The organism is Phocaeicola coprophilus DSM 18228 = JCM 13818 (assembly GCF_000157915.1).
Taxonomy (GTDB): Bacteria; Bacteroidota; Bacteroidia; order Bacteroidales; family Bacteroidaceae; genus Phocaeicola; species Phocaeicola coprophilus.
Map to the genome: position 1 here is coordinate 226,879 of NZ_EQ973646.1, position 17,518 is coordinate 244,396.

Annotated in this window: 15 protein-coding genes and 1 pseudogene; 2 read left to right on the forward strand and 14 right to left on the reverse strand. The window is 48.5% G+C overall.

Features of this window, described 5'->3' with window-relative positions:
• Nucleotides 1-266: 266 nt before the first annotated feature.
• From phoR to BACCOPRO_RS13010, 14 genes and pseudogenes are all read right to left on the reverse strand, one after another.
• Entirely contained in the window at nucleotides 267-2,045 is a 1,779-nt protein-coding gene (gene phoR / locus BACCOPRO_RS12945; RefSeq protein WP_022277559.1) for a two-component system sensor histidine kinase PhoR, read from the reverse strand.
• A gap of 13 nt (nucleotides 2,046-2,058) precedes the next feature.
• On the reverse strand, nucleotides 2,059-2,745 hold the full coding sequence (gene phoB, locus BACCOPRO_RS12950) for a two-component system response regulator PhoB (RefSeq protein ID WP_008144380.1): 687 nt from the start codon (nucleotides 2,743-2,745) through the stop codon (nucleotides 2,059-2,061).
• Nucleotides 2,746-2,846: 101 nt separating this feature from the next.
• Nucleotides 2,847-3,896 carry an asparaginase gene (locus BACCOPRO_RS12955; protein ID WP_008144381.1) on the reverse strand — a complete coding sequence of 350 codons (1,050 nt, stop codon included), beginning with the start codon at nucleotides 3,894-3,896 and terminating at the stop codon, nucleotides 2,847-2,849.
• 113 nt (nucleotides 3,897-4,009) lie between these two features.
• Nucleotides 4,010-4,786, reverse strand: a complete 777-nt coding sequence (gene trpA / locus BACCOPRO_RS12960) for a tryptophan synthase subunit alpha (RefSeq protein ID WP_008144383.1) — start codon at nucleotides 4,784-4,786, stop codon at nucleotides 4,010-4,012.
• Nucleotides 4,783-5,400 carry a phosphoribosylanthranilate isomerase gene (locus BACCOPRO_RS12965; protein ID WP_008144385.1) on the reverse strand — a complete coding sequence of 206 codons (618 nt, stop codon included), beginning with the start codon at nucleotides 5,398-5,400 and terminating at the stop codon, nucleotides 4,783-4,785. The genes trpA and BACCOPRO_RS12965 overlap by 4 nt, the downstream gene beginning before the upstream one ends.
• Nucleotides 5,397-6,185 carry an indole-3-glycerol phosphate synthase TrpC gene (gene trpC, locus BACCOPRO_RS12970; protein WP_008144387.1) on the reverse strand — a complete coding sequence of 263 codons (789 nt, stop codon included), beginning with the start codon at nucleotides 6,183-6,185 and terminating at the stop codon, nucleotides 5,397-5,399. The genes BACCOPRO_RS12965 and trpC overlap by 4 nt, the downstream gene beginning before the upstream one ends.
• Nucleotides 6,186-6,197: 12 nt before the next feature.
• Nucleotides 6,198-7,193 (reverse strand): anthranilate phosphoribosyltransferase, encoded by a 996-nt coding sequence (trpD, locus tag BACCOPRO_RS12975; protein ID WP_008144389.1) that lies wholly within the window; start codon nucleotides 7,191-7,193, stop codon nucleotides 6,198-6,200.
• Between the two features lie 47 nt (nucleotides 7,194-7,240).
• A complete protein-coding gene (locus BACCOPRO_RS12980) occupies nucleotides 7,241-7,804 on the reverse strand; it encodes an anthranilate synthase component II (RefSeq protein WP_008144391.1) in 564 nt (187 codons plus the stop codon).
• Between the two features lie 9 nt (nucleotides 7,805-7,813).
• A complete protein-coding gene (locus tag BACCOPRO_RS12985; RefSeq protein ID WP_040311500.1) occupies nucleotides 7,814-9,214 on the reverse strand; it encodes an anthranilate synthase component I family protein in 1,401 nt (466 codons plus the stop codon).
• Nucleotides 9,215-9,228: 14 nt separating this feature from the next.
• Nucleotides 9,229-10,425 carry a tryptophan synthase subunit beta gene (gene trpB, locus BACCOPRO_RS12990; RefSeq protein WP_008144396.1) on the reverse strand — a complete coding sequence of 399 codons (1,197 nt, stop codon included), beginning with the start codon at nucleotides 10,423-10,425 and terminating at the stop codon, nucleotides 9,229-9,231.
• Between the two features lie 684 nt (nucleotides 10,426-11,109).
• Entirely contained in the window at nucleotides 11,110-12,474 is a 1,365-nt protein-coding gene (locus BACCOPRO_RS12995) for a dipeptidase (RefSeq protein ID WP_008144402.1), read from the reverse strand.
• Between the two features lie 16 nt (nucleotides 12,475-12,490).
• Nucleotides 12,491-13,569: pseudogene (aroC, locus tag BACCOPRO_RS13000) on the reverse strand (chorismate synthase).
• Between the two features lie 55 nt (nucleotides 13,570-13,624).
• Nucleotides 13,625-14,554: a TPM domain-containing protein gene (locus tag BACCOPRO_RS13005; RefSeq protein WP_008144407.1), complete on the reverse strand. Its 930-nt coding sequence runs from the start codon at nucleotides 14,552-14,554 to the stop codon at nucleotides 13,625-13,627.
• Nucleotides 14,555-14,562: 8 nt separating this feature from the next.
• A complete protein-coding gene (locus BACCOPRO_RS13010) occupies nucleotides 14,563-15,144 on the reverse strand; it encodes a LemA family protein (protein WP_008144409.1) in 582 nt (193 codons plus the stop codon).
• 345 nt (nucleotides 15,145-15,489) lie between these two features.
• Between BACCOPRO_RS13010 and BACCOPRO_RS13015 the strand changes: the two genes are divergently transcribed.
• Together BACCOPRO_RS13015 and BACCOPRO_RS13025 are read left to right on the forward strand one after the other, a co-directional pair.
• Nucleotides 15,490-16,167 carry an MIP family channel protein gene (locus BACCOPRO_RS13015; protein WP_008144410.1) on the forward strand — a complete coding sequence of 226 codons (678 nt, stop codon included), beginning with the start codon at nucleotides 15,490-15,492 and terminating at the stop codon, nucleotides 16,165-16,167.
• Between the two features lie 842 nt (nucleotides 16,168-17,009).
• Nucleotides 17,010-17,204 (forward strand): hypothetical protein, encoded by a 195-nt coding sequence (locus tag BACCOPRO_RS13025; RefSeq protein ID WP_008144414.1) that lies wholly within the window; start codon nucleotides 17,010-17,012, stop codon nucleotides 17,202-17,204.
• The last annotated feature ends 314 nt before the right edge of the window (nucleotides 17,205-17,518 follow it).

A 17,518-nucleotide genomic window follows, 5' to 3' on the forward strand; every position in this document is an offset into this window, starting at 1 on the left:
ATAAATAGCTTGTAAAAACGGAAAATAAATTTTCGTTACATTTGTATTTTCTTGTCAATGAAATGGTTATATTACATTTGTGATTGTTTCATTTGAAAAGGTTGCGTAGTTAACAATATGGCTTTTTATGGTCAGATTTACTGGATTAATGTTGTGCCTATTGGAAAAAAAGACAAAAAAATGTGCTGGAGGTTAACAAAAACAACCGGCATCTTTACCTGAACGAAGAAAGGAAAGATGCCGGCTGGCTTTATGCGGCTAATTGTTTAGCCTTTTTGTAAAGTAAAGACAAATTCAAGTCCTCCGCCTGGTGCATTCTTGGCAAAAATGATTCCTCCGTGGAACAGAACGGCGTTTTTGACAATTGCCAGTCCCAGACCCGTACCTCCAAGTTTGCGCGACCGTCCTTTGTCTACACGGTAAAAACGTTCGAACAAGCGGTTCAGATGTTCTTCCGGTACGCCGATTCCTGTATCGGAGAAGCTGAAATAATAGAATTTTTCATCTTCCCTGAAGCAGTTGATCGTGATTTGGATATTGGATCCTGCATAAGCGATGGCATTGTCTATCAGGTTACGGAATATGGAATAAAGCAGCGAATTGTTTCCGGTCAGCATGAGTGTCGGTGGCAGTAGATTGACTGCACGGATCTTCTTTTCTTCCAGTCCCAGGGCAACTTCATTCAGTATGCTTCCTACAATGCGGCTGATGTCGACACGTTCTTTTTCCATCATGCCGGGAGCTTCATCCATTCGTGTCAGTACGGAAATATCCCGAAGAAGCAAGGTCAGGCGGTTGCTTTGCGCATAGCTTCTTTGGAGAAACATTTTCATGCTCTCAGCCGGAATATCGGGATTGCTGATAATTGTTTCCAGATATCCCTGAATACTGCTGACAGGAGTTTTCAGTTCGTGAGCGATGTTCTGGGTCAGCTGGCGTTTGAGTCTGGCCTGTTCCTCTTCCTGAGTAACGTCATTGATGGATATTTCAAACGACAAGTCCTGGAAAATGATGCATTCAACTTGAAAGGATCTTGCGTTTTTATTGACATGCAGTGACAGACATTTCTCTTCCTTGCTGTAATTTCCTTCGTTCCGTTTCAGGAAGTCGGTGATGGGCTTCAGTTCCGGAATGGTGAATATTTCATCCGTTGATCCCAGGTTACAGTCAGATATATTATTGATATATTGGGTAAACAGGTTGTTTACCAGAATTTCCTTATGCTCTTTAGTGAATACACCGAGTCCTTCATGAGAAGTCTGAAGATGTGATATCAGCTTTTCACGTTCAATGTAAAGGGCTTCCTTGGCTCTGTGCAAGCGCTTGTAGATCTGGATAATGTGCTGGGAAATCTCTCCCAATTCATTTTTGGGGAAAGCTTGAAGCATATCTGTATCTATAGGCTCGTTACGGTCGGCTTTCATGGCAAACTGCTGAAGATTAGTGATAGACATCCCCAGCCGGTGGGTGAATCGGTAGAAGAAAAAGGCCAGTATCAGACTGATGGTTATGGTAAACCAGATATAGTTGGAGTCGGCCTGCAGATACTGGCTTAAGCTGATGTTGTAGGGGAGAGCCGACCGTATGATCAGCCGGTAGGGTGCATAATATTTGGCAGAATAAAAATACTCCTCTCCGTTTAGACTTTCAGAGCGTCTGCTGATGGAATATCCGCTTTTGTACATCAGGGCTTCCTGGACTTCTTTCCGCGTTGAGTGGTTTTTGAAGTTTATCCAGTTCTTGTCCGTATTGTCGTAGATGACTTTTCCTGAAGGAGTAATCAGCGTTACTCTCAGGTTGGGAATCATGTGGGTTGCAACATAATTTTGCATGGAGTCAAGATTGATTCCCTTATGATCATAGATAAAGTCGTACAGCTGATCGTTGTAGCTTTGAAGCTGAATGTTCAGCAGTTCACTTTTATAGGCCTTTTCACGCTGATACTGAAAGAGCATGAAGCATGCAGCAAAAGCCAGAAAGAGTACTATCACGGAAAAGAACATCTTCTGGCTGAAAGAAATAAAATGAGAGGACAGTCTAGTCATGGCCGGGATGGATTTATTCACATTCGAAACAATATCCGTAGCCCAGACGGGTAACTATATATTTTCCGTAGTTTCCTATTTTTTTGCGCAGGCGGGTAATGTTTACATCAATTGTACGGTCGAGCACATACACTTCATCATGCCATACCTTGGCCAGTATGTCTTCGCGGGAAAACACACGTCCCTGGTTCTGCAGCAGAAGAAGCAGAATTTCGAATTCCTTTTTGGTAAGGGATATTTCTTCTCCACTGATGGTGACCTTCTTTTTGGGAATATCAATCACCAGATCCCGGTATTGCAACTGTTCCTGTTCCCGTGTCTGCACGTTGGCGGTACGGCGGAGTACAGCTTTTACACGCATGATCACTTCACGCAATGAGAATGGTTTGGAAATGTAATCGTCCGCTCCCAGATTAAATCCTGTGATGGTATCGTTTTCTGTATCCTTGGCTGTTATGAAGATAATGGGGATTCCGGCGGTATCTTTATTTTTCTTCATCATGCTGGCCATTTTGAATCCGGAAATCTCTCCCATCATCACATCCAGAAGCAACAGATTGTAAGAAGGCAGATCCAGTTTGAGAGCTTCTTCAGCTGAATTGGCAGTATCCACCTGATAACCTTCCATTTCAAGATTGAACTTCAGAATCTCACACAAGTCTTCTTCGTCATCTACGACCAAAATCCGATAATCGTTCATAGCGTTTGTTTTTTGTTTTTACAAAATAAAGTCATTTCTCTGTTTTGTGCAAAGGTGACGCTATTTTATTTCGCTCTTGTGAAATAGATATTACAATCCTGTTACAATTCGGGGCGGGTAAATTCTCCGGCTATGGAACGGCTCATTTCGTTCCGTACTTCGCGTGGAGAAAGTCCGTGTCCAAGCAGGAACATCAGTTTGGTCAAAACGCTTTCTACCGTTGCATCATAACCGCTGATAACACCGGCATCAAGCAGGTGGAGTCCGGTTTCATAGCGTGCCATTTCAACCATACCGGTAGAACACTGGGAAATATTGACAATCACAATGCCGCGCTGAGTTGCTTCTTTCAGCAGCTGAATAAACCAGGGCTTTTGAGGCGCATTTCCTGATCCGTAAGTTTTCAGGACAACAGCCCGCAGGCCAGGAGTGTTCAGGACAGTCTTGACAATGTTTTCCTGGATGCCCGGGAAGATGGTCAGAATAACGACATTGGTATCAAATACATAATGCGGATGCATCGGCGTTTTCGGATCTGCCTTGCGGATCCGGTCGTAATCATATTTGATATGTATTCCTGACGTAGCCAGTGTGGGATAATTGTAAGAACGGAAAGCATTAAAGTTTTCAGCGTTGATTTTGGTTGTCCGGTTTCCTCTCAGCAGATGGTTCTCGAAGAAGATGCAGACTTCCGGAACGATAGCTGTTCCGTCAGGATGTTTGGCTGCAGCTATTTCAATGGAGGTGATCAGGTTTTCCTTACCGTCAGTCCGGAGCACACCAATGGGGAGCTGGCTTCCTGTCAGGATGACCGGCTTGCTTAAGTTTTCCAGCATAAAGCTGAGGGCAGAAGCAGTGTAGGCCATGGTGTCCGTTCCGTGAAGAATGACAAAGCCGTCAAAGTTGTTGTAATTATAGTGAATGATCTTTACAAGCTTGGCCCAAAGAGTAGGCTCCATATCGGAAGAATCGATAGGTGGATTAAACTGATACGAAGAGATGCGATAGTTGAAGCGTTTCAACTCCGGAACGTTTTCTTGCAGTTGGTCGAAGTTGAACGCTTCCAGTGCTCCGGTCTCAGGATTCTCAATCATACCGATAGTTCCTCCGGTATAAATCAGCAGCACGGAAGGATAATCTGGCTTTATCATATTCTTTTTAACTCTATTTTGAGCACAAAGATACTAAAAATACCGGTGAACTAAAAACCTTCCGCCTGTATTTTGACAAAATGTCGTTATTTAGACTTCTCTTTATGGATGGTTCAACTTTGGAGGGCTTCCATCAGCCGTTCGGCGGCTTCTTCTGCATTTCCCCGGGCTTCATCGAGAAGGGCGACAAACTTGCTTCCGATGATACATCCTGAAGCATGGGCTGCTGCCGTTTCGAATGTCTGGCGGTTGGAAATGCCGAAACCGATCATGCGCGGGTTTCTCAGTTGCATGGTTTCGATCTTCTGGAAATAAGCCTGTTTTTGCTCGTTGAAGTCATGCTGGGCTCCCGTTACGGCTGTAGAAGAGACCATGTAAATGAATCCGTCCGTGTACTGGTCTATCAGCCGGATACGTTCTTCACTGGTTTCCGGAGTGATCAGCATGATGATCTTGAGGCCATACTTCTCGGCAACGGGACGGAATTCTGCCTGGTAATCCTTGAAAGGAAGGTCTGGAATGATCATTCCGTCAATGCCGCATTCCCGGCAGCTCCGGCAGAAGTTCTCGAAACCGTATTGCATGATGGGGTTCAGATATCCCATCAGTATCAGCGGAATAGTGACCTGGCTGCGGATATCGGCCAGTTGGCTGAAGAGTTTTTTCAGGGTCATTCCGTTGTGAAGGGCCTTGGTTGCGGCCTGCTGGATAACCGGACCGTCGGCCATCGGGTCACTGAACGGGATTCCTATTTCTACCATCTGGACACCTTTCTGTTCCAGAGTACGGATGACTTCGGCTGTACCTTCCAGAGAGGGACTGCCGGCACAGAAGTAAATAGACAGGAGATTGCGGGGATTGTTGCTGAATAATTGATTGATACGGTTCATAAGTCAAGTGTTTTAAAAAGGTTGATAAACGTTTTCAGCCGGGGGATGTCTTTCTCTCCCGGGTGGAGTTCAAAGCCGCTGTTCAGGTCGATTCCCTGCCACCAGGGATTCCGGAAACGGCTCAGACTTTCGATACTTTCCGGAGAAAGTCCTCCGCTGAGCAGGAAAGGAAGCGGACCTTCATAACTGTCCAGCAGTTTCCAGTCGAAACGTTTTCCGGATCCTCCGTAAGCATCGGAAGGAGTGTCGAACAGAAACCAGTCGCAGTAAGGTGCATACAAGGCAGTCTGTTTCAGGTCATCCGGCTCGCGGAGAGCAAAAGCTTTGATGACGCCTGCTCCGGCCTGATGCAGGGAGCGGCACAGTTCCGGGCTTTCCTGTCCGTGGAGCTGTACATAGTCCAGTCTGAACTGGCATACCTTATTTATTATATAGGAGTAATCGGAGTTAACGAATACACCTACTCTCTGGAGATGCTGCGGCAGATATTCCGGGAGAGTTCCGACAAATCGCGGAGAGCGTTCATAGAAGATAAATCCCATCCAGTCTGCTCCGCTTGTCTCGGCTTCCCGGATATTGGAAGCCAGCCGCATGCCGCATACCTTGACGATCATAACTTCAGACTTTGAATGAAGTCAGACAAGGCACGTCCCGGGTTATAGGTCCGCATAAAGGTCTCTCCGATCAGAAATCCCCGGAATCCGGCGTCCCGCAGCTCCCGAAGAAGGGCCGGACTGGACAGGCCGCTTTCGGAAACTTTCAGTACATCGTGAGGTAAAAGACTGGCCAGACGGAAGGAATTTCCGGGATCTGTATGGAAAGTGCCGAGATTCCGGTTATTGACTCCCACCATGTCTACGTCTTCATTGAGGCAGTCCAGTTCCCGTTCATGATGGATTTCCATCAGCACTTCCAGGTGAAGTTCGTGGGCCGTGTGTGCCAGGGTACGGCATTCGGCCGGAGTCAGTGCGGCTGCGATGAGCAGAATGGCATCTGCCTGTACCGCCTTTGCCTGATAAATCTGATAGGGACTGATGATGAAATCCTTTCTCAGGATGGGAAGCTGTACCAGCGGTCTGGCCGTGCGTATATCCTTCAGACTGCCCTTGAAGAAAGGAGTGTCTGTCAGAATGGAGAGTGCTGCAGCTCCTGCTTTTTCGTATGCAGGCGGGATAACGGCGGAATCGGCTTCCTGATGAATCCATCCTTTGGAAGGAGAATGGCGTTTGAATTCGGCAATGATGCCGTGAGGGGAAGCGGCCAGAGCCTGTTTCATGCTTCGGCCTTCAGGCAGGTTTTCCGTCAGCCGGATCAGCTGGTCGAGCGAGACGGCCTCCTGCTGGCGGGCCACTTCCTCTCGCTTCTGGGCAATGATATCTTGCAGTATGTCTTTTTCCATGTGTCAGGGTATTTATCGGTTCAGTTCAAGAAAACGGCGGAAGGAATGGAATGCTTTTCCGCTTTCAAGCGATTCACGGGCCTCGGCGACGCAGGCTTCGATGGAGCTGGCGGGCTTCATGGCCTGAATGGCAAACGAGGCATTGATCAGTACGCAGTCTGTCTGGGCACGGGTTGCCTTGTTCTGGAGAACGTTCCCGAAGATGCGTGCGGCTTCTTCGGGCGTGCTGCCTCCGTACAGTTCTTCCTGCCGGGCGATGGAAAAGCCCAGTTCCGAAGGACGGTAGATGGTTTCGTAGCGGTTGGTCATGACCTTAAACTCGTCCGTCAGCGAAATTTCATCATAGCCGTCGAGGTTGTTGACTACGGCAAAGCGGATGCCCAGGCGCTGGAGGGTATTGGTGTAAAGTCGCATCTGGGCAAGATCGGCCACTCCCAGCAGCTGGAACGAAGGGAGACAGGGATTGACAAGCGGGCCCAGCAAATTGAACAGGGTACGTACGCCCAGGGCTTTCCGTACCGGAGCAACGGTTTTCAGGGCCGGATTGAACAGGGGAGCGTGCAGGTAGGTCATTCCGCATTCTTCCATCGAACGTTTCAGCTTGTCCGTTTCATTGGTAAACCTGACGCCGTATTGCTCCATGACGTTGCTGGCTCCGCTGACGGAAGTTGCTCCGTAGTTGCCGTGCTTGGCTACGTGGTATCCGGCTCCGGCAACGACAAAGCAGGCACAGGTTGAGATGTTGAAGGTATTCTTTCCGTCTCCTCCGGTTCCGACAATGTCAATCGGCTGGAATTCCTGCAAGCTGACGGGAACGCGGGTCTGAAGGAGGGCATCGCGGAAACCGATCAGCTCGTCTACCGTTACTCCCCGCATCTGGAAGGCGGCGAGCAGGGCGGCTGTCTGTGCGTCGTTGATGGAACCTCCCACCATGTTTCGCATGAGGGAACAGGCTTCTTCGCGGCTCAGTTTCTCATGGTTGAATATTCTTTTCAGTATCTGTTTCATTTTGTATTTTCTATTTCAGGGTTTGTTGGACAAAGTTGCTGGAGAATTCAGTGACGGAGCCAGTTGCCGATCAGCTGTTTTCCGTCGGGAGTCAGTACGGACTCCGGATGAAACTGCACTCCCCGCACATCGAGGGTCTGGTGGCGAAGGGCCATGATGTAGCCTTCGTCGCTGGTGGCAGTCACTTCCAGACAGTCGGGCAGGTCTTTCCGGTCGACTACCCATGAGTGATATCTGCCTACGGGAAAGCGTTGGGGAAGTCCTTCAAAAAGATAATCGGGGACGGACACCGTGACAGGACTCTGGATGCCGTGGAACACGGTGTCCAGGTTGCTGAGCTGTGCTCCGTAGACTTCACCGATGGCCTGTTCGCCCAGGCAGACACCCAGAATCGGTTTCTTGCCCGCATATGTACGGATGACATCGAGCAGCAGACCGGCTTCTTCCGGAACGCCGGGACCCGGAGAGAGCAGAATCTTATCGAATGCTTCGAGTTCTTCCATACGGAACTGGTCGTTACGCAGGACACTGACTTCGGCCCCCAGTTCTTTGACCAGATGGCTCAGGTTGTAGACGAATGAGTCGTAATTATCAATGATGGCTATTTTCATAAGGCTTCTTTATCTTGTTTCAGCCAGAAGGATTGCTTTTTTCAGTGCTCCCAGCTTGTTGTTTACTTCTTGCAGTTCGTTGTTCTCATCACTTTTGGCTACGATGCCTCCACCGGCCTGGAACCAGAGTTCGTTGTTCCGGCTCACGAAGGTCCGGATGGTGATGGCCTGGTTGAGTTCGCCGTTCAGTCCGATAAAGCCGATGCATCCGCCGTAGGCTCCGCGGTTATGCGGCTCGATTTCACTGATGAGCTGCATGGCCTTGACTTTCGGGGCTCCGCTCAGGGTGCCTGCGGGGAAGGTGTCGATAAATGCCTTGATCGGGTTGGTTCCCGGATCGAGGGTACCGCTTACCCGGCTCACCAGGTGGATGACGTGACTGTAATATTGCGGTTCCTTGTAGAATTCCACATGGGTGTCGTGGCAGTTCCGGCTCAGGTCGTTGCAGGCCAGATCGACCAGCATTACGTGCTCGGCGTTTTCTTTCGGATCAGTCAGCAGGGCAGTGGTCAGAGCTTCATCAGTCTTTTTGTCTCCGCTCCGGCGGGTTGTTCCGGCAATGGGGTCGATCGTCGCTTTTCCATCCTCGATCTTGCAGTGGGTTTCAGGAGAGGAACCGAAGATGCGGAAGCCCCCGAAGTCAAAATAGAACAGGTAAGGCGACGGGTTGATGCTCCGCAATGCCCGGTAAAGAGTGAAGTCGTCTCCTTCGTAACGCTGGATGAACCGGCGGGAAAGTACGATCTGGAATACATCTCCCCGCAGGCAATGGGCAATTCCCTTGCGGATATTCGCCTTGTGTTCTTCGTCGGTCAGGGTACTGGTGGTTTCGCCTACGGCACGGAAGGCATACGTGGTATAGTTGCGGTTGTTGACCGCCTTTTCGATTTCCTCGATGTGGCTCGGTTCTCCGTTTCCCTGAAATTCCACAAGTACCATCTCGCTTTTGAAATCATTGAACACGATCAGATACTTGTAGAGGATGTAGAGGATTTCGGGCGCATCGTTCTTCGGGTCGCGGCTGTCTTTCACCGGAATCTGTTCAAAGTAGCGGATGGCATTGAATGTCGTGTATCCGTAGACACCGCCGTAACGGGCGTATTCGCCTTCCACGCGGAAGCGCCCGAGGAATTTCCGGAAGGCATCTTCCACCCGGAATTCTGCACTCAAGGCTTCCTCTTCGCGGCTTTTGTCGGGAAACACGGTGGTTACGGTTCCGTGATTGACCGAGAAGCTTGCAATGGGGTTCAGACCGATGAACGAACGGTTGTTTTCCACTCCGTGATAGTCGGAGCTTTCCAGCAGGATGCTTTGCGGAAACAGGTCGCGCATCTTCAGGTACGTGCTGACGGGAGTGTGCAGGTCGCCGGGCAGTATCTTGTGGCGGGTGGTATAAGTAAATGTTTTCATTGTTGAGTCAGGGATTAGCGTGTTGTATATTCGTCCAGGTATTTCAGATAAGTGTCGATGTCCTTGTCGCCTCTTCCGGAGACGGTGAGTACTACCAGGTCATCCGGGCGGAAACGGATCTTTCCGAGTGCACCGAGTGCATGGGCTGACTCCAGGGCCGGAATGATTCCTTCCAGCCGGGTCAGTTCGAAGGCGGCACGCAGGGCTTCGTCATCGTTGACTGCCAGTACGGTGGCACGGTGGCTGGAAGCCAGATTGGCATGCATGGGACCGATTCCGGGATAGTCCAGACCGGCAGAAATGGAGTAAGGTTCCAGAATCTGTCCGTCTTCGTCCTGCATGACCAGTGTTTTGGATCCGTGAATGATGCCCAGCTTGCCCAGTTGGATGGTGGCAGCCGACAGGCCTGTTTCCACTCCTTTGCCTCCGGCTTCGGCCAGGACAATTTTCACGCGTTCGTCATCAAGGTAATGATAGATGGTACCTGCCGCGTTGCTTCCTCCGCCTATGCAGGCCATGAGGTAGTCGGGATAGTCACGTCCTTCGTGTTCCATGAGCTGTTTCTTGATTTCCTCGCTGATGACTGACTGCAGACGGGCTACCATGTCGGGATAGGGATGAGGGCCGACCGTGGAACCGATGACGTAGTAAGTATCCGACGGATGGCAGCACCAGTCGCGGATGGCCTCGTTGGTGGCATCCTTCAGTGTCATGTTTCCTGAAGTAACTGCTTCCACTCTTGCGCCGAGCATCTTCATGCGTTCGACATTCACTCGCTGGCGTTCCACATCGGTTTTACCCATGTAGACCACACATTCCATACCCATGAGCGCACAGACCGTAGCGGTAGCTACTCCATGCTGGCCGGCTCCGGTTTCGGCGATGATGCGTTTCTTTCCCATCCGACGTGCCAGAAGTACCTGTCCGATGGCATTGTTGATCTTATGGGCACCTGTATGATTCAGGTCTTCCCGCTTCAGATAAATGCGGCATCCGTAGCGCTCCGAGAGACGTTTGGCCAGATAGAGGGGAGAAGGACGGCCTACATAGTCGCGCAACAGGCTGTGGAATTCCTGACGGAAATCGTCACTGTCCAGCACCTTCCGGTAGTTGTCTTTCAATTGTTCCACACACTGGTAAAGAATTTCGGGGATGTATGCTCCGCCGAAGTTTCCGTAAAAGCCTTCATCGTTTACTTGATACGTTTTCATTGTTTATTGTTTTTTTGATTTAGAATCGGGGAATAAAAAAAGCGGGCTGTCGTAAGTACGACAGCCCGCTTCGTTAATCTCTTTCTGCTTATTTCGTCAGTCAGGTATCTACACACGGCTGGGTTCCTCTTACGACCTTAGGGGTTGTAAGTGGCGCCACCAGAAGAATGTATTTACCATTGTTGTTTTCATAAAAGAATGTTTTGTTTGTTTCTTGCCGCAAATGTAGAAAGAAAAAATAAGATTCCAAATAAAATGCTTCTTTTTTTGAGAAAAGTATTGTTTTTTGTCATCTGTATCCTTCTGGCGGAGACTTCCGGAAACGCCGAAACGTTTTGTTTCATACGTCGAAATGTTTTCTCTTAAAGGCCGAAACGTTTTTTAAAAAGCCCGTAGCATTCTGGCTTTTGTCTGGCGATCTTTGTGGAAGGGGATGGGAAAAAGCCGTCTGGAGATCCTTCTGGAAGGGTGCAGACGATGCGGCTTAATCGTGCGGTCGTTGGAGTCGGATCGTGCGGTCGTTGGAGCCGGATTGTGCGGTCGTTGAGGCCGGATTGTGCGGTCGTTTTTTTTGCATTGACCAGTCAATGCGAAGGTATTGTGCGGTCGTTGCAACGCCCTTGTCTGCTCCATGCTGGCAGAGGGTGCAGACATGGAGCGGACGGGGTGTTTCTGAATGTTTTCTTATGCTTGTTTGCCGAATTCTTTGTGGAATTCAACCACTGCTTCAATTCCTTTGCGGAAGATGTCGAGTGAGAAGTTTTCGTTCGGCGAATGAATGGCATCGCTTTCCAGTCCGAATCCCATCAGGACGGTCTTGATGCCCAGAACCTGCTCGAAGTCGCTGATGATGGGGATACTTCCTCCGCGGCGTACGGCGAGCGGACGTTTGCCGAAAGCCACGGTGAATCCCTTCTCAGCAGCCTGGTAAGCAGGCAATGTGATGGGGCAGACATAGCCTTCGCCTCCGTGCATGGGAGTTACTTTCACCTGTACATAATCGGGCGCGGTGGATTCCAGGTATTCGACAAAGAGCCGTGAAATCGTTTCGTGGTTCTGGTGAGGAACCAGTCGGCAGGACACCTTTGCATAAGCCTTTGAAGGCAGGACCGTCTTCGATCCTTCGCCGGTATATCCTCCCCAGATGCCGCATACATCGAATGAAGGACGGCAGCTGTTGCGCTCCAGAGTGGAATATCCCTTTTCTCCTTTCAGTGCCTTGATACCGATGGCTTCCATGTATTTCTTTTCATCAAAAGGAATGTGGGCGATCATGTCGCGTTCAGCCGGAGACACTTCTTCTACATCGTCGTAGAAATGAGGAATGGTGATCCGTCCGTTTTCGTCGATCACTTTGGCCAGCATTTCGCAAAGGGTATTGATGGGGTTGGCTACGGCACCGCCGAAATGTCCCGAATGCAAGTCCCGGTTCGGTCCGGTTACCTCAATTTCCCAGTATGCAAGACCGCGCAGGCCTGTAGTCAGCGAGGGCAGGTCAGCACCCAGCATGCTGGTGTCCGATACGAGGATGACATCTGCCTTCAGCAGTTCCTTGTGTTCTTTCAGGAAGGCATTCAGGCTGGGTGATCCGATTTCTTCTTCTCCTTCGAAGATAAACTTGACATTGTGACGGAGCAGGCCTTCGCGGACCATGTATTCAAAAGCCTTGGCCTGGATCATGGCCTGTCCCTTGTCGTCGTCGGCTCCGCGGGCCCAGATGCGCCCGTCTCTTACTTCGGGTTCGAACGGCTGGCTTTTCCATAACTCCAGCGGTTCGGCCGGCATGACGTCATAGTGGGCGTAAACCAGTACGGTGGGTGCTTCGGGGTTCACGCGCTTTTCGGCATAAACCAGCGGATTTCCCTGCGAAGGCATTATGTGGGCTTCGTCAGCTCCCGCTTCGAGCAGCAGTTGTTTCCAGCGTTCCGCGCAGGCCAGCATGTCGTCTTTATGCTGGGGAAGAGCACTGATGCTGGGGATGCGGATCAGACTGAAAAGTTCGTCCAGAAAGCGGGTCTCGTTTTTTTCAATGTATTGTTTGATGTCCATAGTGCTGAATGATTGATTAAAGTCGGGTGGTTTTGTTCAGTAAATAATAGTCGAGAATGGTCATGGCTGCCATGGCTTCCACGATGGGTACGGCTCTGGGAAGTACGCAGGGATCGTGACGTCCGCGGGCTTTCAGGATGGTGTCATTGCCATGAATGTCCACTGTGGGCTGTTCCATGAGGACGGTTGCCACGGGCTTGAAGGCTACCCGGAAATAGATATCCTGTCCGTTGCTGATTCCTCCCTGGATTCCTCCTGAACGGTTGGTGTGTACATTGATCTTTCCGTTATCGTTGAAGAACAGGTCATTCTGCTGGCTTCCCTTGAGTTCCATGCTGCCGAACCCTTGTCCGTATTCGAAACCCTTGACGGCATTGATGCTCAGCATGGCATTGCCCAGGGCGGCATGAAGTTTCCCGAAGACCGGTTGTCCCAGTCCCGTGGGGCATCCTTTGATGACACAGCCGATGACTCCTCCGATGGTATCACCTTCGCCTTTGATCCGATAGATATAGTCTGCCATTTCTTTGGCCAGTTCCTGTCCGGACAGCGCACCGGATTCTCCTCGATGCGGCTCAGGTCATACTGGGTATAATCCTTGTCCAGCTTGTATGCACCGACCTGTGCTGTAAAGGCCGTGACGGTGATGCCGAGCTGTTTCAGTGCCAGCTTGGCCAGTGCACCGGCTACGACACGCGCAATGGTTTCGCGTGCCGATGAACGTCCGCCTCCGCGATGATCCCGCAGTCCGTATTTCCGGGTGTAGGTGTAGTCAGCATGCGAGGGGCGGTACACATCTTTCATATTGTCGTAATCGCTGGAGTGCTGGTTGGTGTTCCATACGGCAAAACCGATGGGGCATCCCGTAGAAACTCCGTCATAGATACCGGAGAGGAATTCTACGGCATCCGCTTCCTTACGTGCCGTTGTCAGAGCCGACTGTCCGGGACGTCTGCGGTTTAATTCCTGCTGGATAAAGTCCATGTCGATCGGAATTCCGGCCGGAAAGCCGTCAATCACTCCTCCGATGGCTTTCCCGTGTGATTCGCCGAAGCTGGTCAGACGGAAAATGTTTCCAAATGTATTGTTGAACATACCTGTTGTTTTCTGTTTTTAGAGTTATTGAATAAATAGGGCAGGGGACTTCCGGTCAGAATTTGCTGCCGGCTCCTCCACCTCCGAAACTGCCGCCGCCGAAGCTTCCTCCTCCGAATCCGCCTCCGCCGCCGGAACCGAAACCGCCTCCCATGAAAGGACCTCCCATGAACGGGCCTCCGTTTCCTCCACGGTCGTGGAAGTCATCCTGTTCTTTCACCTTGCGCTGACGCCGGTGAGTGTATCCGCAGTTGCTGCAGCGGTAGACTACCTCTTCGGTACGGGTATTTCCGATGCGTGCAATAGTCCGTACGGATAATTGTTTCAGCGTATGCTTGTGGCAGTTGGGACATTTCGTGCGTTGACGGACGGTGTACCATAAAAGGAAAGGAACTCCGACGAAACAGATCAGCAGAATGGCAACGAGCAGACCGTCTCCTCCTTCTGCCTGTTTGCCGGGACCGGCAATCCGTTCCGTATGGTTCAGCTGCCGGCGTACGGCCTGAATGCCGGCTACCATGCCTTCATCCCACTTTCCCTGGCTGAAAGCCTTGTTCATGTAACGCTGCTGTATTCGTTTGCAGATAGCGTCGGGAAGATCTCCTTCCAGTCCGTAGCCGGTAGCAAACTGGATGCACCGTTCTCCGGTTACCAGCAGGATGACCAGTCCGTTGTCTTTTCCTTTTTCTCCCACTCCGTTCTTGCTGCCCAGCTGATAGGCAAAGTCGAAGCAGTCTCCTCCTTCAATCTGTTCCACGGCAACGACCAGGGTCTGTATGCCTGTCTCGCGTTCCAGGCCGTAAAGGATCGTATCCATAACAGCTACGGCATCGTTGGAGAGGATTCCGTCCGGATTGCTTACATAGCGTGTCCGGTCTTGCAGATGAACGAGCGGAATGTCTTCAACCTTGTATTCCCGGGCCTCGGTCTGCATGACTGCACACCATCCCAGGAAAAGCAGGAGAGATAAAGCAATTCGTTTCATACCGTTTTTCAGAACTTGACTTCCGGAGCTTTTTCTGCACCTTCCTGTGCTTCGAAGTAAGGACGCTTTTCGAAACCGAACATGCCGGCCAGAATGTTGCGCGGGAAGCGGCGGATGCTGGTGTTGTAAGCCTTGGCAACTTCATTGAACTTGCGGCGTTCTACGCTGATACGGTTTTCAGTACCTTCAAGCTGTGCCTGCAAGGTCTGGAAGTTTTCATTGGCTTTCAGTTCCGGATAGTTTTCCGTCACGGCAAGCAGACGGCTCAAAGCGCTTCCGATCTCTCCCTGTGCACGCTGGTAGGCGGCCATCTTTTCCGGAGTCAGATCGTCAATGCTGACGGTGGTCTGAGTGGCTTTGGCGCGTGCGGAAACGACGGCATCAAAAGTTTCTTTTTCGTGTGCGGCATATCCTTTCACGGTATTGACCAGATTCGGGATCAGATCCGCACGTCTTTGATATTGGTTTTCTACGTTACTCCAGGCTGTACCTACGGCTTCATCCTGTGACACCATTGAATTATAAGAGGAAATGCAGAATATGGCTAAAAGGACAACTACTGCAATAACGATAATTCCTGTTTTTTTCATGTTCTTTTGTTTTTTAATTGGTTTAGGGTTATTTGATGACAAACTTAATTAAAAATAAGGATATACTGATGGTTTGGGAGTAAAAATGTATTTTTTTAAGACAATTCGTGAACCATTCTTTTGAAAGAAGGCCAAAGGATGATCATACGTGGCCTAATTTGTGGAAAAATTAGGCTGGAATGGAGGTTGGACTTTCTTTTTATTTGGAAATGCGGAAAATTTTCATTAAACTTGCAAAGGAAGGCATCAAAATATGATGACTTGTAAGCTATGTATGAATATCACAAAAGTATGGATCGTCATATTTTGAGCTTGGAAGAATAGTTAATTTTAAAAGCGACGATTATGAAAAAGTATGTAGCAGAACTTATCGGAACAATGATTCTGGTATTGATGGGTTGCGGTAGTGCAGTCTTTGCGGGAAGTGTTGCGGGCACGGTAGGTGCCGGTGTTGGAACACTTGGAGTTGCTTTGGCCTTTGGACTGGCGGTGGTTGCCATGGCTTACACGATTGGAAATATTTCGGGTTGCCATATCAATCCGGCCATTACTTTGGGAGTCTGGCTTTCGGGAGGCATGAAACCGAAAAGAGCGATGATGTATATGTTGTTCCAGGTTGTCGGAGCTATTCTTGGCTCCTTGCTGCTTTCTCTTTTGGTTTCTACAGGAACTCATGGAGGGCCGACAACGACGGGATCCAATACGTTTGCTCCTGATTGCATGATGCAGGCTTTTATTGCGGAGCTGGTCTTTACCTTTATCTTTGTTTTGGTCGTATTGGGAACGACTGACGAAAAGAAAGGTGCCGGTAATTTCGCGGGTCTGGCTATTGGTCTGACTCTTGTGCTGATTCATATTGTTTGTATCCCTATTACGGGAACTTCCGTGAATCCTGCCCGCAGTATCGGACCGGCCTTGATGGAAGGTGGTCAGGCTATGGAGCAATTGTGGCTCTTTATCGTGGCTCCGCTCTTGGGTGGTGCATTGAGTGCATTGGTCTGGAAATATATAAAGACTGAATGAATCTGTTTTTAGATTTTATACATATAATTGGGGTAAACATAAACGGGAAGAATTGAATTACATGTGAATGTAGTAGAGGTTTATGTTGAAAATGTTATCTTAAGTTTTGTATCAATCGCTTCAGCATGCTTCCAGATGGAAGTGTGCTGAAGTTTTATATGCTTTTTTTACTTTTTGTTTGCTGAACCTTGGGATTTTCGCTCTTTCTTCTGATTCTTATGTGTAATTTCAGCACGAATCGGTCATAGAATATGCTCTGGTCTTATTCTTAGGGTCCATGGGTCCACATTTTCTCTAATGGACCCATTATCCGGTAAATATCAGGGAGAATAAGCTGTTTTTGTTGCTGAAATGACAAGATTTTTCCTGATTTGTAGCCTTCTTTTGAATCTGTTTGTGAAAAACAGGTAAATTGAAGCAATATCTGACGATTTATTGGGGAAAGAAGAATTTGACAGGAAAGTGAGGATGTGTAAATAATATATTTATAAATAATTGATTGATAGAGTGTTTTGCTCTTGTCGAAGATCTGTTTATAACTTTTTGTATGGAATAGGGTCCATAAGGAAAAATGTGGACCCATGGACCCAAAATCCTTCGGATCCTTTGCTTCAGTGCAGCAATTCTTTTTGGAATATTTTCAGGCTCGTTGACTGCATTATTAGCTGCTGGTTTGTATAGATCCAGAAATGTTGCTAATTTTACATATGAGTATGTTAACGATATTATTGCTTTGAACTTGTCTGATATCAAGATATGCGTACTCTCTGCTAAATTTTTTAGAGATTTGGTTCCCTTGTTGTGTGTTGTCTGTATAAATACTAATTTATAGTGTGATTATAATGAAAGAAGAGAAAAATAGAAAAGCAAGTTATTCACTATGTGTAATAACGGGAATGCTTTGTGGTATAGTTCTGGGTACAATTATGGATAAACTGGCAGTTGGTATTTCATTAGGACTTATGTTTGCTACAATGTATTATTTATTCTTTGCCAAGTCTGATAAAAATATTGATGACGGTGAAAAAACAGATTGATAAATTGTGGTGGAGTAGATATAATAAATCAGATTTCTTTTTTTTTGTAAAAGTATAGTTTATTGATAACTTTTCTATTTAATCTAGTTTTTTTATTCAGTATACAGCCTTGGTTAAATGAAATACCTTAATTTAGTGAACAACTAGTGTAATGTGTTGGATTTTGTCTGAGATCTTTCAGCAGTATAAGATTTATTAGCTTGAGTAATATTTTGCTGGTATAAAAACCAGTTTTAAAAGGAAGTTTTCAGTGTATATCAGGTTTTCGCCTTTATATAATATACAATAAGGTGTATCGTAAAGATGTGTTTGAA

Excerpts from the sequence above, each read along its gene's own strand:
- phoR (WP_022277559.1), bottom strand. The coding sequence starts at position 2,045 with ATGACTAGACTGTCCTCTCATTTTATTTCTTTCAGCCAGAAGATGTTC.
- phoB (WP_008144380.1), bottom strand. The coding sequence starts at position 2,745 with ATGAACGATTATCGGATTTTGGTCGTAGATGACGAAGAAGACTTGTGT.
- BACCOPRO_RS12955 (WP_008144381.1), bottom strand. The coding sequence starts at position 3,896 with ATGATAAAGCCAGATTATCCTTCCGTGCTGCTGATTTATACCGGAGGA.
- trpA (WP_008144383.1), bottom strand. The coding sequence starts at position 4,786 with ATGAACCGTATCAATCAATTATTCAGCAACAATCCCCGCAATCTCCTG.
- BACCOPRO_RS12965 (WP_008144385.1), bottom strand. The coding sequence starts at position 5,400 with ATGATCGTCAAGGTATGCGGCATGCGGCTGGCTTCCAATATCCGGGAA.
- trpC (WP_008144387.1), bottom strand. The coding sequence starts at position 6,185 with ATGGAAAAAGACATACTGCAAGATATCATTGCCCAGAAGCGAGAGGAA.
- trpD (WP_008144389.1), bottom strand. The coding sequence starts at position 7,193 with ATGAAACAGATACTGAAAAGAATATTCAACCATGAGAAACTGAGCCGC.
- BACCOPRO_RS12980 (WP_008144391.1), bottom strand. The coding sequence starts at position 7,804 with ATGAAAATAGCCATCATTGATAATTACGACTCATTCGTCTACAACCTG.
- BACCOPRO_RS12985 (WP_040311500.1), bottom strand. The coding sequence starts at position 9,214 with ATGAAAACATTTACTTATACCACCCGCCACAAGATACTGCCCGGCGAC.
- trpB (WP_008144396.1), bottom strand. The coding sequence starts at position 10,425 with ATGAAAACGTATCAAGTAAACGATGAAGGCTTTTACGGAAACTTCGGC.
- BACCOPRO_RS12995 (WP_008144402.1), bottom strand. The coding sequence starts at position 12,474 with ATGGACATCAAACAATACATTGAAAAAAACGAGACCCGCTTTCTGGAC.
- BACCOPRO_RS13005 (WP_008144407.1), bottom strand. The coding sequence starts at position 14,554 with ATGAAACGAATTGCTTTATCTCTCCTGCTTTTCCTGGGATGGTGTGCA.
- BACCOPRO_RS13010 (WP_008144409.1), bottom strand. The coding sequence starts at position 15,144 with ATGAAAAAAACAGGAATTATCGTTATTGCAGTAGTTGTCCTTTTAGCC.
- BACCOPRO_RS13015 (WP_008144410.1), top strand. The coding sequence starts at position 15,490 with ATGAAAAAGTATGTAGCAGAACTTATCGGAACAATGATTCTGGTATTG.
- BACCOPRO_RS13025 (WP_008144414.1), top strand. The coding sequence starts at position 17,010 with ATGAAAGAAGAGAAAAATAGAAAAGCAAGTTATTCACTATGTGTAATA.